Raw genomic sequence first — 17968 nt, 5'->3', positions numbered from 1 at the left:
TTTAGGCTTCTTTTTTTGTTAAAGGCAAGGTGATTGTAAAAGTGGTCCCTAAGCCTAAGTGACTATCAATGGCGATTTTACCGCCTAATAATTCTGTGTAATTTTGGACAATAGCTAGACCTAGACCGGTGCCACCAGAATGACGGCTACGTGCTTTATCGACACGATAGAACCGTTCAAAGATCCGTTCTTGGTCTTTTTGACTAATGCCAATGCCAGTATCTTGAACAGATAAACGTAATTGCTGATTTTCTATAGCATAAGAAATAGTAATCTGACCATTTTCTTGGGAATACTGAATGGCATTTTCAATTAGATTCTTCACGATTGGATAAAACAATTCGTATTTGGTGAAAAACTGGCTCTCTGGCAGACCATGAACGACTGTTTTCAGCTGTTTTGCTGCCAATTGTTGCTGATAAGAACCGAGAATTTCTGTAATAAATTTTTCTAAAGTAATTTCTTGTTCTGCATAAGGAATTGTCGCGCTGCCCCGAGAAAGTTCTAAAATTTCTTGAATTAATTGTTGCAGACGCTGGGCATCTTTTTGCATGATGTGCAAAAATTGATTAAGGACTTCCGGATCTTCTTTGGCACCGTCTATGAGTGTCTCGGTAAAGCCCAAAAGAGAAGTGACAGGCGTTTTTAATTCATGAGACACGTTTGATACAAAATCTTTTTGCATTTTTTCTAGTTGGCGAACGCGCGTTAAATCATAGGCAATTCCTAACACTTGATAATCATTGGCGCTTTGATCATCCAAGTAACGAAGAGAAAGATCTAATCGTAAAGGTGTTGGTCCTTGTGTCACAGTGATTTCTTGATGTAAACTGTTTTTTTCAGCGACGACTTGATGGATTAAATGAATCAAATCGGCGTCTTGAATCACTTCGAGATAATTGCTTTGCATATTTTTAGCAGAGAGTCCTAACATTTCCTGCATTTTAGGGTTCAACAGACGAAGCCGTCCTTGCGTATCAATGATAAAGACACCAATCATCAACTCATCTAAAAGTTCGTGAAATTGCTCATCCGCAGACGTATACGCTTTATACGTTTGACTTACTTGTTGACTCAGTAGGTTAATAGTTTCGTAAAGTTCATTCCATTCAGAAGATTGCTGGATAATGGATCGATTTTCATCTGGATGTTTAAGCATTCGTTTCAGAATCGGTAAGACAGTCACTAGCGGTTGATTTTTTTGCCGTAACAATAAAAAGATAAACAAGGTAATTAGTAGGAACAAGATGCCAAATGTAAAGATAATATAGCGACGAAAAGATTGAATATTTTTAGAAAATAGCGCGGTTTGTTCCGAAATCCGAATAATGCCAACGATTTCTCCTGATTTTAAAACAGGCGTGGCAACGTACAGAAGTTCTTTATTTAACGTTTTACTCTTTCGTAAAGCTGAACCATAGGTAGCTCCTGATAGAACCGCAGCGATTTCAGGTCGTTTTTTGTGCGACTCTAGCGGTTCATTTTGGCTGCTGTCAAAAAAGACGGTACCATTTTTTTGCAACAAAGTTACCCGTTCTTCTGCATCATCTAACGCATGGGTGACAAGGAGTTGTTGTTGGTTTGTCAGTTGCCCTTTTTCGAAAACGGAAGGGGGCAACTGGTCTGTTAAAAGGGTATTTTTTCTTCTTAAATAGGTTTCTTGCTGAGCAACCATTTCTTTTTGAAAGAAAAAATTGGTCGCTGCAATACTCCCGACAAATAATAAAAGCATGACTGCCGCAACTAAAAAATATTCAATCCGCAGTCTCTTTTTCATCGTTTTGGCTCCTGAAAACGGTAGCCAAAGCCACGGACAGTTACTAAGTAAACGGGCCGTTTGGGATCGGGCTCGATTTTATCACGTAAATGACTAATGTGGACATCGACGATGCGACTTTGTCCAGCGAAGTCATATTGCCAAATTCGTTCCAACAAGGTTTCCCGATTAATGACCCGATCTTTGCGTTTCATGAAGTAAACGAGTAATTCAAATTCTTTCGGTGTTAGCTCAATGGGCTGATTGCGCACAAAGACTTCATAATTTTGTTCATCCACACGAATCTCGCCAATCACAAGCGGAGCTTTAGGTGTGTCCTCTTGAAGCGTTTCGGTCGTGGTAGGTTTTAAACGACGGAAAATAGCTTTCATGCGTGCTAGGACTTCTCTGGGACTAAAAGGTTTTGTTAAATAATCATCTGCCCCAATTTCTAAGCCGATGATTTTATCTACTTGTTCATCTTTGGCAGTTAAAATCAAAATAGGCGTGTCAATTTTTTCTCGACGAAGTGCTTTGGTAATTTCTAAGCCATCCATACCAGGAAGCATTACATCTAAAATTATAAAATCATATTGATTAGACAAAGCTAATTCGAAGCCGTTTTTACCATCTTCGGAAGTAGTCACCTGATAGCCTTCTTTTTCCAAATTAAAGGTTAACAAAGTTAAAATCGATGGTTCATCATCGACGACAAGAACTTTTTTCATTTACATAACTCCTTCAAGAAATTTCTGAAAATAAGTGTATATTTCACTATTGTTAGTTTAACATATTTTTAGAGGAAGAACGTACTTTAAAGTAAGCGAGAATGCTACTTTTGAGAAAAGTCAACTCATGGTATAATAGAGAAATGAAATGAGGAGAAGCGAATGATTGGTATTAGTAGTTGCTTAGGTGGGATTTGTTGCCGTTACGATGGAAAATCTCAAGAACAAGAAGCGTTAAAACAACTTGTAACTAATGGAAAAGCAATAATGATTTGTCCCGAAGTTTTAGGGGAGTTGCCTATTCCACGTCCGCCAGCAGAAATCATTGGTGGGGATGGCTTTGATGTTTGGGCGAATACTGCTTATGTATATACGGATAACGGGGAAGATGTGACTGAGACATTTAAAGCAGGGGCACAACGCGCGTATCAAAAATTAAAAGCCCTACAAATTACAACCTTGATTTTGAAAGAAAAAAGTCCCAGCTGTGGCAGCCAGCTGATTTATGATGGACAATTTTCTGGCATTAAAAAAGCTGGAGTTGGAGTCGCAACTGCTTATTTTATTCAACAAGGAATGACCGTTTATTCTGAAGAAACATGGCAACTTGCGGACATTTCTTTTTAAAAGGTAAAAACTTAGTAAAAAAAGATTGACTATTCCCTATGAAATCGGTAACCTATAAGGGATTGAAGATGGGAGCACGGCTCATGGAAATGGAAAAAACAAACCGCATGAATGCGTTATTTGAATTTTATTCGACATTATTAACGGAAAAGCAGATGAATTATATGGAGCTTTACTATGCTGATGACTTTTCTTTAGGAGAAATTGCGGAAGAATATGAGGTTAGTCGCCAAGCGGTTTATGATAACATTAAACGAACCGAAAAAATTTTAGAAGAATACGAAAAAAAGTTACATCTTTATTCAAACTATGTTGTACGGAAAGAATATCTTGAACAACTACAGCAGTATGTTCAAGAAACTTATCCCAAAGATAGTGAAATCAAAAAATATATTGAACAAATTCAAGAAATAGAGGAATGAAACTATGGCTTTTGAGAGTTTAACAAACCGCCTACAGCAGGCAATGAGTAAAATCCGTCGTAAGGGAAAAGTTTCCGAAGCCGACGTAAAAGAAATGATGCGAGAAATCCGTTTGGCTTTATTAGAAGCCGACGTTAATTTACAAGTGGTCAAAGATTTCACAAAACGTGTCAGAGAACGGGCAGTAGGAGTCGAAGTATTAGAAAGCTTATCACCAGCCCAACAAATTGTAAAAATTGTTGATGAAGAATTAACGAAAACGTTAGGTTCAGAAACGGTTGAACTGAATAAATCTCCAAAAATCCCGACAGTGATTATGATGACAGGGTTACAAGGGGCTGGTAAAACAACTTTTACTGGTAAATTAGCAAAACACTTAATGAAAACTGAAAACGCTCGTCCGCTTTTAATCGCTGGTGACGTTTATCGTCCAGCAGCGATTGATCAGTTGAAGGTTTTAGGTCAACAATTAGAAGTTCCCGTTTTTGATATGGGAACAGATGCTAATCCAGTGGAAATTGTTCGTCAAGGGTTAGCATTAGCAAAAGAAAAGAAAAATGATTATGTCTTAATTGATACGGCCGGCCGTTTACACATTGACGAAGCTTTAATGGACGAATTGAAACAAATTAAAGAGTTGGCTGATCCCAATGAAATTCTGTTAGTTGTTGATGCGATGACGGGGCAAGATGCTGTCAACGTTGCAGATAGTTTTAATGAACAGCTTGGAATTACTGGGGTTGTTATTACCAAAATGGATGGCGATACTCGTGGGGGGGCTGCGCTGTCAATTCGGGCAGTAACGGGTGCTCCGATTAAATTTGTCGGTTCTGGTGAAAAATTAACCGATTTAGAAATTTTCCATCCCGATCGTATGTCGAGTCGTATCCTAGGTATGGGGGACATGTTGACGCTAATTGAAAAAGCGCAACAAGATTACGATGAGAAAAAAGCAGAAGAACTTGCTCAAAAAATGAAAGAAAACAGTTTTGACTTTAACGATTTCATTGAGCAATTGGATCAAGTTATGGGCATGGGACCGATTGAAGACTTATTAAAAATGATCCCTGGAATGAGTAACATGCCTGGTATTGAAAATGTCAAAGTCGATCCAAAAGATGTGGCACGGAAACGGGCGATGGTCTTATCAATGACCCCTGCAGAACGTGAAAATCCTGATCTATTAAATCCTAGTCGCCGCCGCAGAATTGCAGCTGGTTCAGGAAATAGTGTGGTTGAAGTCAATCGTATGATTAAACAATTTAAAGAATCCAAAAAAATGATGCAACAAATGTCCAAAGGGGATATGAACATTCCTGGTATGGATCAAATGTTAGGTGGCGGCGTTAAAGGCAAGCTAGGTAAAATGGCCATGAATCGTATGATGAAGAAAAACAAAAAGAAGAAAAAGAAAAAAAGATAAACAGGCTTTAGTTAATTATTGGAAGAAACAGAAAGTGCGTCATCAGTCTCTTCGACTGATGGCGCACTTTCTGTTTAAGCGTAGTTTTGGATAATTGCGTTTAACGCTTCGGCAAAACCAGCGCCGTGTTGTTCATAATATGACGTAAATCGTTCATCGCCAACATACATAAGGCCTAACCCTTTGTGTGCTTCTGGCGAATAGCTTGACCAAGAGTACATTAACCAATCTTTGTGTAATTGGAAAATTTCTTGCGCAAGTTGGCTAGTCAACTTGGGTGATTTTTGATACATGGCTAACTTAGAAAATAAATCTTTTTCCACGTTCTGCATTGCTTGCATGTCTTTTTCCGTCAAGTTTAAATATTTTTTGTTGGCTTGTTCAATCGTTTCGTTGCCATATTTTTCCCGAATCTCTTTACCATATTTTTCTTCGTTTTCTTGAACTTTTTGTTGTTTGAATGCTTCGAATTTTTGCTGATCTGACATGTTTATCTCTCCTTTGTAATGGTGTAAGGTTTGTTGAACAGAGGCTAAAAGACGATCAATTTCATTGCGCTTTTCCAATAGTTTTTGTTGATGCTCGTATAAAGCCTGTTCAACATTAAAGTCAGGTTGCTCCAAAATTTCTTTAATTTCATCTAGTTTCAGATCCAATTCACGGTAAAAAAGAATTTGTTGCAAACGATTCACCTCGGCTTGCCCGTAAATTCGATAACCAGAAGAATTAATTCTGGCTGGTTGAAGAAGACCAATTTCATCATAATATCGTAACGTCCGTGCACTGACGCCAGATAGTGAAGCCATTTTTTTAATTGTATATTCCATCATTCATTCCTCCTGACAAAATCTATCATAAACCTTTACGTAACGAGAGGGTCAAGCAAAAAAATAAAAAAAGTGAGACAACCTGTAAAAAGTTGCCTCACTTTTTCTCGATTGATTCAATTAGGCAGTTAAGCGATTAAAGAAATCCACGTAAGCATCTACAATTGATTGTAAGAAGCCAACAGTGCCATCAATAATTTTACCATCTTCACCAATTAAGTTCGTAATACCGCCAATATAGGCTTCAGGTTGTTGTAAAGTTGGAACATTTAAGAAGACTAATGATTGTCTTAAATGATGGTTCGCACCAAATCCGCTAATTGCACCTGGTGAAACACTCACCACAAGTCCTGGTTTTTTATCCCAAACGCTTTCGCCATACGGACGTGAACCGACATCCAATGCATTTTTTAAAACAGCTGGTACTGAACGGTTATATTCTGGTGTTACAAACATTACGCCATCTACTTGTTTAACTTCTTCACGGAATGTTGTCCAAGCTTCGGTGGGGGTTCCTTCATCATCCAAATCTTGATTGTATAATTCTAAATCACCTATGTTAATGAAAACAGGTTCGAAATCAGCTGGAAATAAGTCCGCCATTGTTTTTGCTACCAATTTGTTAAATGAATCTTTTCTTAAACTCCCTACAAAAATACCAATTTTTTTTGTCATGTAAATCCCTCCATTTTTCTTTTACTTACTTTATGATAGTACTTTTTCAAAAAAAGCGCAAACGTTTTATCCTTGTACATTGTTGAACTTCGTAACTTCACGTATAATAGCTAGTAAAAGGATGAGTAAAGGAGCAACTGCTTGAATAAAAAAATAAATTGGCGCCGACAGTTAACACAGTTGGAGAAACAAACATTGACTGAATTAAAAAACAAGGAAATGATTAAACAAGGAACTTTTTATAAATTGGAACAAACATTTCCTGAGGAATCAGCTTATACTTATTATGGTTTATACAGGAAGGAACAAACCATTCAAGCATATATCGTAGGGTATTGTTTTGATGGGGAAACCTTGGAAGCGACGATTGTTGCGCCAAATGTAGGACCATTTTTTGAAGAACTTGTTCAAGAACTCGAAAAGCAAGCAGCTTTGTGGGGAATGAAAGAAGTCTTTCTCGTGATGGACGACAAGCAATCTGTTGGCCTGAATTATTTTAATAGACAAGGAATTGTGCCAGCTTTTTCAGAACAGTATCTGGTTTTTCAAAGAGAAACTTACTCACAGGCGTTGGCGAAGCTGACACTTCTCCGACCACAAGTGGCTGATTTGGATTCCTTGGCTAGGTTACTCGAAGGTACGCCTTTGCCGGAGGACCTTCAACGAACACTTATTTATAAAGAAAACAATCAACTTTTAGCCACGCTACGTTTGGATCATTTTGAAAACGAATGGGGGATTTATGGCTTTGTTGTGACAAAAACGCAACGAGGTCGCGGTCTTGGCCGTCAAGTGTTACAGTCTGCGCTCCGAATGATTTTAGAAAATTCAGCTTCAGCGACTATTTTTTTAGAAGTTGAAACAGAAAATCAAGCAGCGCTTCATCTCTATCAAACAGAAGGCTTTCAAGTGAGAAACCAGTACAACTATTATCAAATTTTGTAAAAATTCTTCATTATTTCGTTTGTTTTCCTGCAAATTGGCTAAAAAAATTGAAAAAAAGTAAAGGTGTCAAGAAAAAACTCTTTACAGGTTGTTGTTAATCTGTTAAACTAACTCTTGTGATTAAGTTAATGGAGGTGTATTTAATAATGGCAGTTAAAATTCGTTTAAAACGTATGGGTTCTAAAAAGAGTCCTTTTTACCGTATTGTAGTAGCTGATTCTCGTTCTCCTCGTGATGGACGTTTCATCGAAACTGTAGGTACTTACAACCCTTTGAAAGACCCTGCAGAAGTAGTTTTAAAAGAAGATTTAGTTTTAGATTGGTTATCTAAAGGTGCGCAACCTTCTGATACAGTTCGTAACATCCTTTCAAAAGAAGGCGTTATGAAAAAACATCATGAAGCTAAAAACGTTAAGAAATAAGGTGATTGAATATGGCAGATGTGAAAGAGTTAATTTTAACTATTGTCCGTCCGTTAGTCAGTCAACCTGAAGCAGTCTCATTAGAAATTGAGGAATCAACTGATTTCCTCGAGTATAATTTGACTGTGGCCAAAGAAGATATTGGACGTATCATTGGTAAACAAGGGCGTGTTGCAAAAGCAATTCGGACAATTGTTTATAGTGTACGTATCGATGGTCCGAAAAAGGTCCGTTTAAATATTCTTGATGGTAAATAAGCATTAACAAGGAGGTAGCCTAGCTATCTTCTTTTTTTATACATAACCAAAAAGTTTTCATTGCTAGAGATAGGCCTTTCTTGCTAAAATAGATGTATCCAGAATAAAGGAGCGATTTGTATGGCAAAACGAATTATCATTATGAACTTTGATATTGAAAGTAAATCGTACCAAGCATTTTCCGAAATAAAAAAGATGCAGGCAGAAAGACAGCTTAAAGGTGAGCAAATGGCGGTTGTTACGCATGTTAATGATGGCCAGCATCAATTTAAAATCAATGATTTTATCGATTTTACAGGCAACAATCATACATCAAAAGATAGCATGATTGGGATGCTAGTAGGCATATTAGGTGGTCCTCTGGGCATTCTTTTTGGCTGGTTTGCTGGAAGTATGTATGGTGCAAGCAAAGACGCCAAAGAAATTCAAGAAGCACAAACGGTTTTTGAACATGTGATTCAAAAGATTGATGAAGGACAAACGGGATTGTTATTAATTGCAGAAGAAGAAGACAACCGTCCGCTCAACCAATTGGTTATGTTTGACTTAGGTGGCGAAATCACGCGGCTTGATTTAGAGGAAGTCCAACAAGAAATTAACGATGCGAACGAAGTTGCAAATGAAGCGAAACAATCGTGGCAAGCAAAAAAAGAACAACACAAAGAAGCAACATCGAAAGAAGAATAAGGAGCAAAGACTGTTTTCTGAATAAAGGAAAACAGTCTTTTAAAATACTAAGAAATCACGGTTTTTTATGGTAGTTTGCTAATTTTTTGTTATTTTATCGTAAAATACGGTAAACTAAGAAGGAAACTTTGAGAAAATAGATAAATTATTATTTGCTAAAGGAGCAAACTTCTTCTAAAATAAAAAGGAAGTTTAAAAGAAAGTATGGTAGCAGATGGAAATACAATTTTTAGGAACAGGCGCTGGTGTACCAGCAAAACATCGCAATGTCACAGGAATTGCGTTGAAATTATTAGATGAACGAAATGCAGTTTGGCTCTTCGATTGTGGGGAAGGGACTCAATTGCAAATTTTAAAAAGTAGTATTCGCCCAAGAAAAATTGAAAAGATTTTTATTACACATTTACATGGGGATCATATTTTTGGTTTACCTGGTTTGTTAAGTAGTCGTTCTTTTCAGGGCGGGACAGAACCTTTAGAAATCTATGGACCAGTTGGGATTGCTGACTTTGTCAAGACTTCTTTACGGGTCTCGCAATCGCGGTTGTCCTATCCACTGAAATTTATTGAATTAACGAAAGAAAATGACGTTATTTTTAAAGATAAACAATTCACTGTTCGCTGTAATATCTTGGACCATGGCATCACGAGCTTTGGCTATCGAATTGAGGAAGCAGCGCATGAAGGAGAATTACAAGTAGAGAAACTTCAAGCTTTAGGGATTCCTTCTGGGCCGTTGTATGGCAAACTCAAACGTGGTGAAACGATTGTTTTTGATGGACAGGAAATTAATGGACAAGCGTTTGTGGGAGAGCGTAAACCTGGACGAATCGTGACGATTTTAGGAGACACTCGCAAAACCAAAAATAGTGTAACTTTAGCACGACGAGCGGATGTTTTAGTCCATGAAAGTACGTTTAATAAACACGAAACAAAAATGGCAAAAGCCTACTTCCACTCAACCAGTCAACAAGCAGCTGAAGTTGCAAAAGAAGCGCAAGTAAAACAACTTATTTTAACGCATATTAGTGCCCGTTATTTAACCAAAGAGGCCTATCAGCTTCAAGAAGAAGCCCAAGAAATTTTCCCCAATACAAAAATCGTAAAAGATATGGATATCATTGAGATTCCATTTGCCAATGAAGGAGGAGCTTAGATGGATTTAACAAATAAAGTCGTTGTCGTAACTGGAGGTTCAGCTGGTTTAGGTGAACAAATTTGTTATGAAGCAGCTAAACAAGGGGCGGTCGTCGTTGTCTGCGCCCGCAGAATTAATTTGATTGGTAAAGTTCGCGAGCAGTGTGCTGTTTTAAGCGGACGAGAAGCATTTTCTTATCAATTAGATATTGCCGATCCAGAAAGTGTTGAACGTGTGGTTGAAGCTATTTCAGCAGAAGTTGGTCCTATAGATGTTTTAGTCAACAATGCTGGTTTTGGCTTGTTTGAAAATTTTGTTGAAATTGACTTGGCTGTTGCACGCCAAATGTTTGATGTCAACGTTCTAGGAATGATGACGTTTACTCAAAAAGTAGCTATTAAAATGATTGAAGCTGGGCAAGGACATATTATCAACGTTGCTTCAATGGCTGGGAAGATGGCTACAGCTAAATCAACCGTTTATTCTGCAACGAAATTTGCTGTGTTAGGTTTTTCAAATGCTTTACGTTTAGAATTGAAACCGTTGGGTGTAGCAGTAACGACTGTCAATCCAGGACCAATCCAAACAGAATTCTTTGATAAAGCGGACCCGACAGGCACATATCTAGCTGCGGTGGATAAAATTGTTTTGGACCCTACGAAATTAGCAAAAGAAGTGGTTGGGAGTATGGGGACTTCTCGACGTGAGATTAATCGTCCATTTGTCATGGAAGCGGCAGCCCGCTTTTATACATTGTTTCCACATTTAGGAGATTTCATAGCGGGAAATATTTTAAATAAAAAATAAAGGAGTCGATCAAGTCATGAAAAATCAATGGCGTGTTATTTTGGGCCTTGTGTTGGTCTTAATTGTTGTTATTTTTGCTGTTTTAAATAATCAAGCTGTTCCAGTAAACTTTGGTTTTACTAAAATTAGTGGACCGTTAATCTTAATTATTTTAGGTTCTGCAATTATTGGCGCACTAGTTGGATTACTAACCTCCACAACCACCATTTGGAACCAACGTAAGGAATTAAAAGCTGTACAAAAAGAGTTGGATATTTATAAAAATGATATGGATAAATTAGTCAAAGAAGAAACGGAAAAAGTTCAACGTTCTTTTGATAATCAATTGGCTGATTTGCAAGCCAAACAAGCGGCAGCACCACAAGTCTCAGAACCAGTGGTCAACGAACAAACGTCAAACACAGAAGTAGACGTAACGCCTGTGTCAGGTAGTCGTATTGATCGTTATGTGAAACCTCGTGTGAATGAAGAGGAACAAAAATAAGGAAGAGACTTTATCACTAAGTTTCTTTTAAAATAAAACTGTGATATCTGCTATTTATCTAACAGATATCACAGTTTTTTTCTCAGATTTAAAAAAATGCTTTCTTTAGTTTTTGGAAAAATTTTGCTATAATTACTTGGTTAGGAGTGACGTCGTGAAAAAATCAAACTATCAATGGCAGTTACAGACAAAGACAGAATTACCTGTAGAATTTATAGAACAATTAAAAAAAGAAGAAATTAATCCATTAATTGGCCAACTTTTATGGCACCGCAATATCCGGACAGAAGAAGCATTACGTAAGTTTCTACATCCGACTATCGAAGATATTTATGATCCGTTCTTAATGCATGATATGGAGAAAGCGGTAGCCCGCATCCAGCAAGCCGTCGAAGCGGGTGAACAAATCCTTGTCTATGGGGATTATGATGCAGATGGCATCACTAGTACCACGGTTATGAAAGAAGCAATCGAATTAGTCGGTGGCATGGTTCAGTACTTTCTACCGAATCGTTTTGTTCATGGCTATGGGCCTAATAAAGACGTATTTGCTGAACAAATTGAACAAGGAGTCCAATTAATTGTAACCGTTGATAATGGTGTAGCCGGACATGAAGCAATTAACTACGCTATGGCACAAGGAGTAGATGTAATCGTTACTGACCATCATGAATTGCCTGAACAATTACCAGAAGCCTATGCGATTGTCCACCCTAGACATCCACAAGGTGACTATCCTTTTGGAGATTTAGCTGGTGTTGGCGTGGCTTTCAAAGTCGCTACTGCGTTACTTGGTGAATTGCCAATTGAGTTATTAGATTTGGTAGCAATTGGGACGATTGCTGACTTGGTTTCATTAACCGATGAAAATAGAACGTTTGTCAAAATGGGCCTTCAAATGATTCAAACTGGTGATCGAATTGGTTTAGACGTTTTATTACAAGAAGCGGGTGTGAAAAAGGAAGCTGTTTCAGAAGAATCAATTGGCTTTACCATTGGACCTCGTTTAAACGCATTAGGTCGATTAGGGGAAGCCGCACCAGGTGTTGAATTGATGACTACATTTGATGAAGAACAAGCGCTGGAAATCGCTAAATATATCGATCAACAAAACAATGAACGAAAAGACATTGTAACGACGATTGCCAAAGAAGCCCTGGATTTAATCGACCCGAATGCGCCGGTCCATATTTTAGCGAAACAAGGCTGGCATGAAGGCGTCTTAGGGATTGTCGCGGGCCGCATTATGCAAGAAACGGGGAAACCAACCATTATTTTAGCAATAGATGAATCTGGTACGACCGCTAAAGGCTCTGGACGTAGCATTAGCGCATTGAATCTCTATGAGGCGTTGAACGAAGTGCGTGAGCAATTCACTCATTTTGGTGGGCATCATATGGCAGCGGGAATGACTTTACCTGTTGAAAATATTCCTTTTGTTCAAGAACATTTGGTACACTTTATTGAAAAAAATCAAATTGATATGGCTAATGGACAAGAGTTGCTCATTAGTGAGAGCTTAGCGGTTTCGCAGGCCACGACTACTTTTATTGATCAATTGCGTATTTTGGCGCCTTTTGGGACCGATAATACTGTTCCAACTTTTGTATTTAAGGAAATCACGCCTACGCAAATTCGGCAAATTGGTGCAGATAATGCACATCTGAAATTTCAAATGAATCAAGAAGGGGCACAATTGGATGCAATTGCTTTTCAAATGGGGCCTCAAGCGGATGAACTAGCACAAGGAACCGCCGATGTGGCAGGCCAACTTTCCATCAATGAATGGAATGGTCGTAAGAAACCACAATTAATGGTGACTGATTTTGCTGTATCGGGAAGACAATTATTTGATTTTCGTGGCAAAAATAATCAAACGAAACCAATTCCTTCAGAAGCAACAGCTTATCTTTTGTTTGATGAAAAAAATCAAAAATTCATTTCAGATCCAACCGCTAATATTATTGTTTGGTCAAACCAAAAAGAATTGGTGGAAGCTGTTTCTCAAAATCAAATCGAACAACTGGTTTTTGTCGACTGTCCTGTGGAAGCAATCACGGTTAAAGAAATTGTTGAAGCGACTGAGATACAACGTATATACATGATGTTTATTTCACCAGAAGAAGCTTATTTAAACGGTATGGCTTCACGTGAACAATTTGCAACATTGTATAAATTTATTTTGCAGCAAAAAGAAGTAAATCTACGTTCCCAGCTATCGAAGGTGGCAAATTACTTAAATATCCAAGAAAAATTATTAATTTTCATGATACAGGTGTTTTTTGACTTAGGATTTGTTACAATAGAAAGCGGTGTTTTAAACAGTATTGAGAAACCCGACAATCGACCATTGACTGAAAGTCAAGTGTACCAACAACGATTGAAAAAAATAAAAACAGAAGAATTTCTACTTTACAGTGATTGTCAAACAATACAACAATGGCTGTGGAATGAGGAGGACAAATAAAAATGGATTTAAGAGATTACATTGCAAGCATTCCAGATTATCCTGAGAAAGGGATCGTGTTCCGTGACATTTCTCCATTAATGGCTAATGGGGATGCCTACCGTGAAGCAACGAAACAAATCGTGGATTACGCGAAAGAAAAAAGAATTGATATGGTTGTAGGACCGGAAGCTCGTGGCTTTATTGTCGGCTGTCCAGTGGCTTATGAACTAGGGGTTGGCTTTGCTCCGGTTCGTAAAAAAGGAAAACTTCCTCGTGAAACCATCGAAGTGACTTATGACTTAGAATATGGTTCAGATACATTAACGTTGCACAAAGATGCCATCACACCAGGTCAACGTGTTTTGATTTGTGATGACTTGTTAGCAACTGGTGGTACTATTAAAGCAACCATCGAATTAGTCGAACAATTAGGTGGTATTGTGGTTGGTTGTGCGTTCCTAATTGAATTAATGGATTTACATGGCCGTGATAAAATTGATGGCTACGATATTGTTACCTTAATGGAATACTAATCTAATTTAATTAGAAAGAGCGAAGGATTTAATCCTTCGCTCTTTCTTTGACATATTTATAAAAACGGAGCATAGCTTGGGGGGGACACACCGTTTTATTATTTATTAAGGGAACTTACGATAAACGTATCTTGCTTGCTGTTGTTTACGTGTACGTGTATAACGCTTCTCATCCCATGACATAAACCAAAGAATAAATAACGGCGTCACGATCATAAAAGCAAGACGTAATCCTAATGTTCCCAAAAAAATACCTATAACCAATACAAAAAATAAAAATCCAACACGACGAATTGCTTCCATGTGTATCACCTCTTCATTTGATTCGAACGAGTGTTCGTATTGTTATTATACGAATGTATGTTCGTTTTGTAAAGTCTTTTCTACTAATTTATGTTAAAATAATTCGAAAAGAAGAATAATCCTTTATAATAAAGAGATTTAGGGCAATAAAAGAACACGATGCTTTGAGCATCGTGTTCTTATTGTGCTGTGATTACGTATAAAAGAGAACAGAAAAATACATGAGGATCGCTGCAAGCATGACGAACAAGTGCCAAACTACATGCATAAACCGCACATTTTTCAATGAATAGAAGGCTGCACCTAATGTGTAAGACACGCCCCCTGCGACCAATAACGCTGTTCCTGTAAACCCAAGAGATTCATATAACGGACGAGCAGCGATGATACAGAGCCAACCTAAAACAATATAAATAATCGTTGAAATGTTTTTCACTGTTTCTTGTTTATGCAACGTGAGGGATTTATAGACAATACCGACAACGGCGATTAACCAGACTAAACTAAATAAGGTCCAACCTAACCAACCGCCAATACTAATTAAGCAAAACGGCGTATAGCTGCCAGCAATCAATAAGAAAATAGAACTATGATCGAAGACCTGAAAGACCTTTTTGGCTCTTGTAAAAATTAAACTATGAAATAACGTTGAAGATAAAAAAAGTAGAATCAACATGGAGCCATAAATAGCATAAGATACCACGTGAATCGGTGAGCCTAAACGAGCTCCTTTAACAAGTAAAATGACTAAGCCAGCAATACTTAAACCTGCGCCTATGCCATGTGTAACTGCATTTAAGACTTCGTTCACGATTAGGTATTTTTTTGAGAAATGCGTTTTTTCCAATAAATTCACTTCCTTTATTTTAATTTGATGAAAAATTCGGCAGTGTCTGTTATACTATAACTAGATAATTAACCGTTTAATGGTATTCTACCATGAAAACAGGTTCCTTTTAAAGAAAGAGTGATAAATTTATGACAAACGTTAAAATCGTAACGGATTCTTCATGTACGATGGAAAAAAGTCTTAGAGATGAATTAAATATCCATATGATGCCTTTATCAATTATGGTTGATGGCGTTGTTTATCCAGATGATGATCATTTGCCAGGCGAAAAATTTATGGACATGATGGCTAATGCGAAGGCCTTACCCAAAACGAGTCAACCACCAATTGGTGAATTTGTAGAATTATATGATCGCTTAGGTGAAGATGGCAGTGAAGTAATTTCGATTCACATGACAAAAGGCTTAAGTGGAACGGTTGAAGCGGCCCGTCAAGCTAGCAACTTATCATCAAGTAAAGTAACGGTGATTGATAGCGATTTTACAGACCAAGGTTTGTCTTTCCAAGTCATTCAAGCAGCAAAATTGGCACAAGCGGGAGCGGGTGTTCCAGAAATTTTAGCTGAAATTGAACGCGTCAAACAAAATACCAAATTATACATTGGCATTTCAACATTGGATAATTTGGTTAAAGGTGGACGAATCAGCCGTACAACAGGATTATTATCAAACATTTTTAATATGAAAGTTGTCATGGACTTTGAAAATACGGAATTGATTCCTGTAGCGAAAGGCCGCGGCGTTAAAACGTTTAATAAATGGTTTGACGAATTGAAATCAGAATTAAGTAAGATTCCAAATGTTCGACAAATTGGCATTTCTCATGCGGATGGGCTAGAACTAGCAAATGGATTCAAAGAAGGATTACAAGCAATCTTTAAAGACATGGATATTCCCGTATTACATACGAATCCAGTCATTGCAACACATACAGGAAAAAATGCCTTTGCTATTATGTACTATACAGACTAAGAAATAACGAGGTTGGGTCTCGCTCTTAAATGAGTAGACGCAACCTCTTTCTAACAAGAAAAGGAAAATTTCTTGTTGGTTTATTTAAAAGGAAGTGACGAAGATGAAAAAACAAACACAGCATATTTTGCTGACCGTCTTAACACCTATCCTCATTGCGCTAGGTGTTTTTACATTGTTAAGTGTGGCCATCCCCAAAGCAAAGCCACTATTAAAGCAAGAGAAAGTGGCCACAACTGCTCAAAAAAATCAAAAAGAAGTCATTCATTATACAGCTATCGGTGATTCTTTAACTGAAGGAATTGGCGATTTGACGAATAGTGGAGGTTTTGTTCCTATTGTGGCAGATGATTTAAAAGAACACTACAACTTGAACGGTGTTCAAACAGACAATTTTGGGAAAAATGGGGATCGTAGTGATCAAATTTTAAAACGAATCAAAGAGAAACCTGAAATTCAAAAGGGCCTTGCCTCTGCGGACGTGATTACGCTAACGGTTGGTGGAAATGACTTAATGAAAGTAATTAGTAGTAATATTTTCGACTTGAAAGTCAGCTCGTTCAATCGTCCACAAAAAGCCTATCAACGCCGAGTAAGACGACTACTTGAAGAAATCCGAGAGTACAACGAGAAGGCCCCTATTTATGTCTTAGGAATTTACAATCCCTTCTACTTAAACTTTTCCGAAATTACAGAAATGCAAGAAATCGTTGATAACTGGAATCAAGCAACCGAAGAAATGGTTCAAGAGCAAAAACGAGCCTATTTCATTCCTATCAATGATTTACTCTATAAAGGTCGTGGCGATGAAGTTGGCGTAACTGGTGGCGACTCAGAAACTACAGGAAGTAGTGCTAGCAAAGAGGATTTAAACAATTTGTTATATGAAGAAGATCGCTTCCATCCAAATAATCTTGGCTACCAAATTATGGCCGGAGCTGTCCGGGATGAAATGGTCAAGACAGAGAAAGAATGGATAACAAAATCAGAAGGTAGTGAATAAAATGAATGAAGAAAAGCCAAAAACAAGTAAATCAATTAAAAAGACACAACCAACCAATCTTAAACGAAATCCCTGGAAAATCGCTTTTCTTGTTCTAGTGGGTTTAGTCATTGGTAGTGTAGCTTTCGTGACATTTCGAGCAACACAAGTTCGCGAACCAGATTTAAAGAAAATACCAGCAATTGTTGAAAAAGAAGGCGAGCCAGTCGTCACCATTCAGTCAAAAAAACAACAAGTGAACAAACTGATTGACTTTTATTTAGCCGACTTTCAAAAAGGCTCGGAGATTAAATATAAATTTTATTTAGAAAATGATGCTTTATTAAATGGAACATTTCAGGTGTTAGGGCATGACATTCCTTTTTACTTATATTTTGATCCTTACGTGATGGCGAATGGTAATGTACAATTAAAAGCAAAAAGTTTATCTATAGGAACGTTAGGCTTGCCAATTAAAGAAGTATTGAAATTTGCTAAACGTTCTTACAAACTACCTAAATGGGTTGAAATCAATCCAGATGATCAAACTGTTTTATTACGTTTAGATCAGTTTAGAATGCAAAATGGTCTATTTGTTCGAGCAGAAAAGATTAATTTAGTTGACGATGACATTCGGATGAATATATACTTGCCAAAAGAGAAATAAAAAAGGAGTGTTAGA

21 protein-coding genes are annotated in these 17968 nt (G+C 37.5%); 15 read left to right on the top strand and 6 right to left on the bottom strand.

Annotated elements, in window-relative coordinates; translation table 11 throughout:
• Position 1 precedes the first annotated feature (1 nt).
• On the bottom strand, positions 2-1777 hold the full coding sequence (gene pnpS, locus IGK72_RS07250) for a two-component system histidine kinase PnpS (RefSeq protein ID WP_002390658.1): 1776 nt from the start codon (positions 1775-1777) through the stop codon (positions 2-4).
• Positions 1774-2484: a response regulator transcription factor gene (locus tag IGK72_RS07245; RefSeq protein WP_002357427.1), complete on the bottom strand. Its 711-nt coding sequence runs from the start codon at positions 2482-2484 to the stop codon at positions 1774-1776. The genes pnpS and IGK72_RS07245 overlap by 4 nt, the downstream gene beginning before the upstream one ends.
• Before the next feature lie 162 nt (positions 2485-2646).
• Here IGK72_RS07245 and IGK72_RS07240 point away from each other — a divergent pair, with 162 nt between their 5' ends.
• From IGK72_RS07240 to ffh, 3 genes are all read left to right on the top strand, one after another.
• On the top strand, positions 2647-3111 hold the full coding sequence (locus IGK72_RS07240; RefSeq protein ID WP_002369322.1) for a DUF523 domain-containing protein: 465 nt from the start codon (positions 2647-2649) through the stop codon (positions 3109-3111).
• Between the two features lie 83 nt (positions 3112-3194).
• On the top strand, positions 3195-3533 hold the full coding sequence (locus IGK72_RS07235) for a putative DNA-binding protein (protein ID WP_002357429.1): 339 nt from the start codon (positions 3195-3197) through the stop codon (positions 3531-3533).
• Positions 3534-3537: 4 nt separating this feature from the next.
• Positions 3538-4956, top strand: a complete 1419-nt coding sequence (gene ffh, locus IGK72_RS07230; protein WP_002361897.1) for a signal recognition particle protein — start codon at positions 3538-3540, stop codon at positions 4954-4956.
• Between the two features lie 74 nt (positions 4957-5030).
• Here ffh and IGK72_RS07225 read toward each other — a convergent pair whose 3' ends face one another.
• Both IGK72_RS07225 and IGK72_RS07220 read right to left on the bottom strand, forming a co-directional pair.
• Positions 5031-5786, bottom strand: a complete 756-nt coding sequence (locus tag IGK72_RS07225; RefSeq protein ID WP_002357431.1) for a MerR family transcriptional regulator — start codon at positions 5784-5786, stop codon at positions 5031-5033.
• Between the two features lie 117 nt (positions 5787-5903).
• Positions 5904-6458 (bottom strand): NADPH-dependent FMN reductase, encoded by a 555-nt coding sequence (locus IGK72_RS07220; RefSeq protein WP_002357432.1) that lies wholly within the window; start codon positions 6456-6458, stop codon positions 5904-5906.
• A gap of 141 nt (positions 6459-6599) precedes the next feature.
• Here IGK72_RS07220 and IGK72_RS07215 point away from each other — a divergent pair, with 141 nt between their 5' ends.
• The 9 genes from IGK72_RS07215 (at position 6600) to IGK72_RS07175 (ending at position 14180) form a co-directional block, all read left to right on the top strand.
• Complete coding sequence (locus tag IGK72_RS07215) at positions 6600-7403, top strand: GNAT family N-acetyltransferase (protein WP_002369325.1); 804 nt, start codon at positions 6600-6602, stop codon at positions 7401-7403.
• A 146-nt stretch (positions 7404-7549) separates the two neighbouring features.
• A complete protein-coding gene (gene rpsP, locus IGK72_RS07210; protein ID WP_002357434.1) occupies positions 7550-7825 on the top strand; it encodes a 30S ribosomal protein S16 in 276 nt (91 codons plus the stop codon).
• An 11-nt stretch (positions 7826-7836) separates the two neighbouring features.
• The gene (locus IGK72_RS07205) at positions 7837-8082 is read left to right on the top strand and encodes a KH domain-containing protein (RefSeq protein ID WP_002357435.1); all 246 of its coding nucleotides are present in this window, start codon (positions 7837-7839) and stop codon (positions 8080-8082) included.
• 120 nt (positions 8083-8202) lie between these two features.
• Positions 8203-8769 (top strand): hypothetical protein, encoded by a 567-nt coding sequence (locus tag IGK72_RS07200; protein WP_002357436.1) that lies wholly within the window; start codon positions 8203-8205, stop codon positions 8767-8769.
• Between the two features lie 214 nt (positions 8770-8983).
• On the top strand, positions 8984-9925 hold the full coding sequence (gene rnz / locus IGK72_RS07195) for a ribonuclease Z (protein ID WP_023894623.1): 942 nt from the start codon (positions 8984-8986) through the stop codon (positions 9923-9925).
• Positions 9926-10714 carry an SDR family NAD(P)-dependent oxidoreductase gene (locus IGK72_RS07190; protein WP_002357438.1) on the top strand — a complete coding sequence of 263 codons (789 nt, stop codon included), beginning with the start codon at positions 9926-9928 and terminating at the stop codon, positions 10712-10714. It begins immediately after the preceding gene.
• 16 nt (positions 10715-10730) lie between these two features.
• Entirely contained in the window at positions 10731-11198 is a 468-nt protein-coding gene (locus IGK72_RS07185; protein ID WP_002369327.1) for a LapA family protein, read from the top strand.
• A 154-nt stretch (positions 11199-11352) separates the two neighbouring features.
• Positions 11353-13665 (top strand): single-stranded-DNA-specific exonuclease RecJ, encoded by a 2313-nt coding sequence (gene recJ, locus IGK72_RS07180; protein WP_016633914.1) that lies wholly within the window; start codon positions 11353-11355, stop codon positions 13663-13665.
• 2 nt (positions 13666-13667) lie between these two features.
• Complete coding sequence (locus IGK72_RS07175; RefSeq protein WP_002357441.1) at positions 13668-14180, top strand: adenine phosphoribosyltransferase; 513 nt, start codon at positions 13668-13670, stop codon at positions 14178-14180.
• A 105-nt stretch (positions 14181-14285) separates the two neighbouring features.
• Here IGK72_RS07175 and IGK72_RS07170 read toward each other — a convergent pair whose 3' ends face one another.
• Entirely contained in the window at positions 14286-14483 is a 198-nt protein-coding gene (locus IGK72_RS07170) for a hypothetical protein (RefSeq protein ID WP_002360203.1), read from the bottom strand.
• A gap of 193 nt (positions 14484-14676) precedes the next feature.
• The gene (gene trhA / locus IGK72_RS07165) at positions 14677-15330 is read right to left on the bottom strand and encodes a PAQR family membrane homeostasis protein TrhA (RefSeq protein WP_002379487.1); all 654 of its coding nucleotides are present in this window, start codon (positions 15328-15330) and stop codon (positions 14677-14679) included.
• Positions 15331-15461: 131 nt separating this feature from the next.
• Between trhA and IGK72_RS07160 the strand changes: the two genes are divergently transcribed.
• The 3 genes from IGK72_RS07160 to IGK72_RS07150 all read left to right on the top strand — a co-directional run bounded on the left by IGK72_RS07160 (position 15462) and on the right by IGK72_RS07150 (position 17953).
• Positions 15462-16304 carry a DegV family protein gene (locus IGK72_RS07160; RefSeq protein WP_002357444.1) on the top strand — a complete coding sequence of 281 codons (843 nt, stop codon included), beginning with the start codon at positions 15462-15464 and terminating at the stop codon, positions 16302-16304.
• Between the two features lie 103 nt (positions 16305-16407).
• Positions 16408-17307, top strand: a complete 900-nt coding sequence (locus IGK72_RS07155; protein ID WP_002365717.1) for an SGNH/GDSL hydrolase family protein — start codon at positions 16408-16410, stop codon at positions 17305-17307.
• Positions 17300-17953, top strand: a complete 654-nt coding sequence (locus tag IGK72_RS07150; protein WP_002357446.1) for a YpmS family protein — start codon at positions 17300-17302, stop codon at positions 17951-17953. The genes IGK72_RS07155 and IGK72_RS07150 overlap by 8 nt, the downstream gene beginning before the upstream one ends.
• Positions 17954-17968: the final 15 nt, after the last annotated feature.

The organism is Enterococcus sp. DIV0183, from assembly GCF_050541505.1.
Lineage (GTDB): Bacteria > Bacillota > Bacilli > Lactobacillales > Enterococcaceae > Enterococcus > Enterococcus faecalis.
This window is presented reverse-complemented; position numbering and strand designations above follow the sequence as displayed.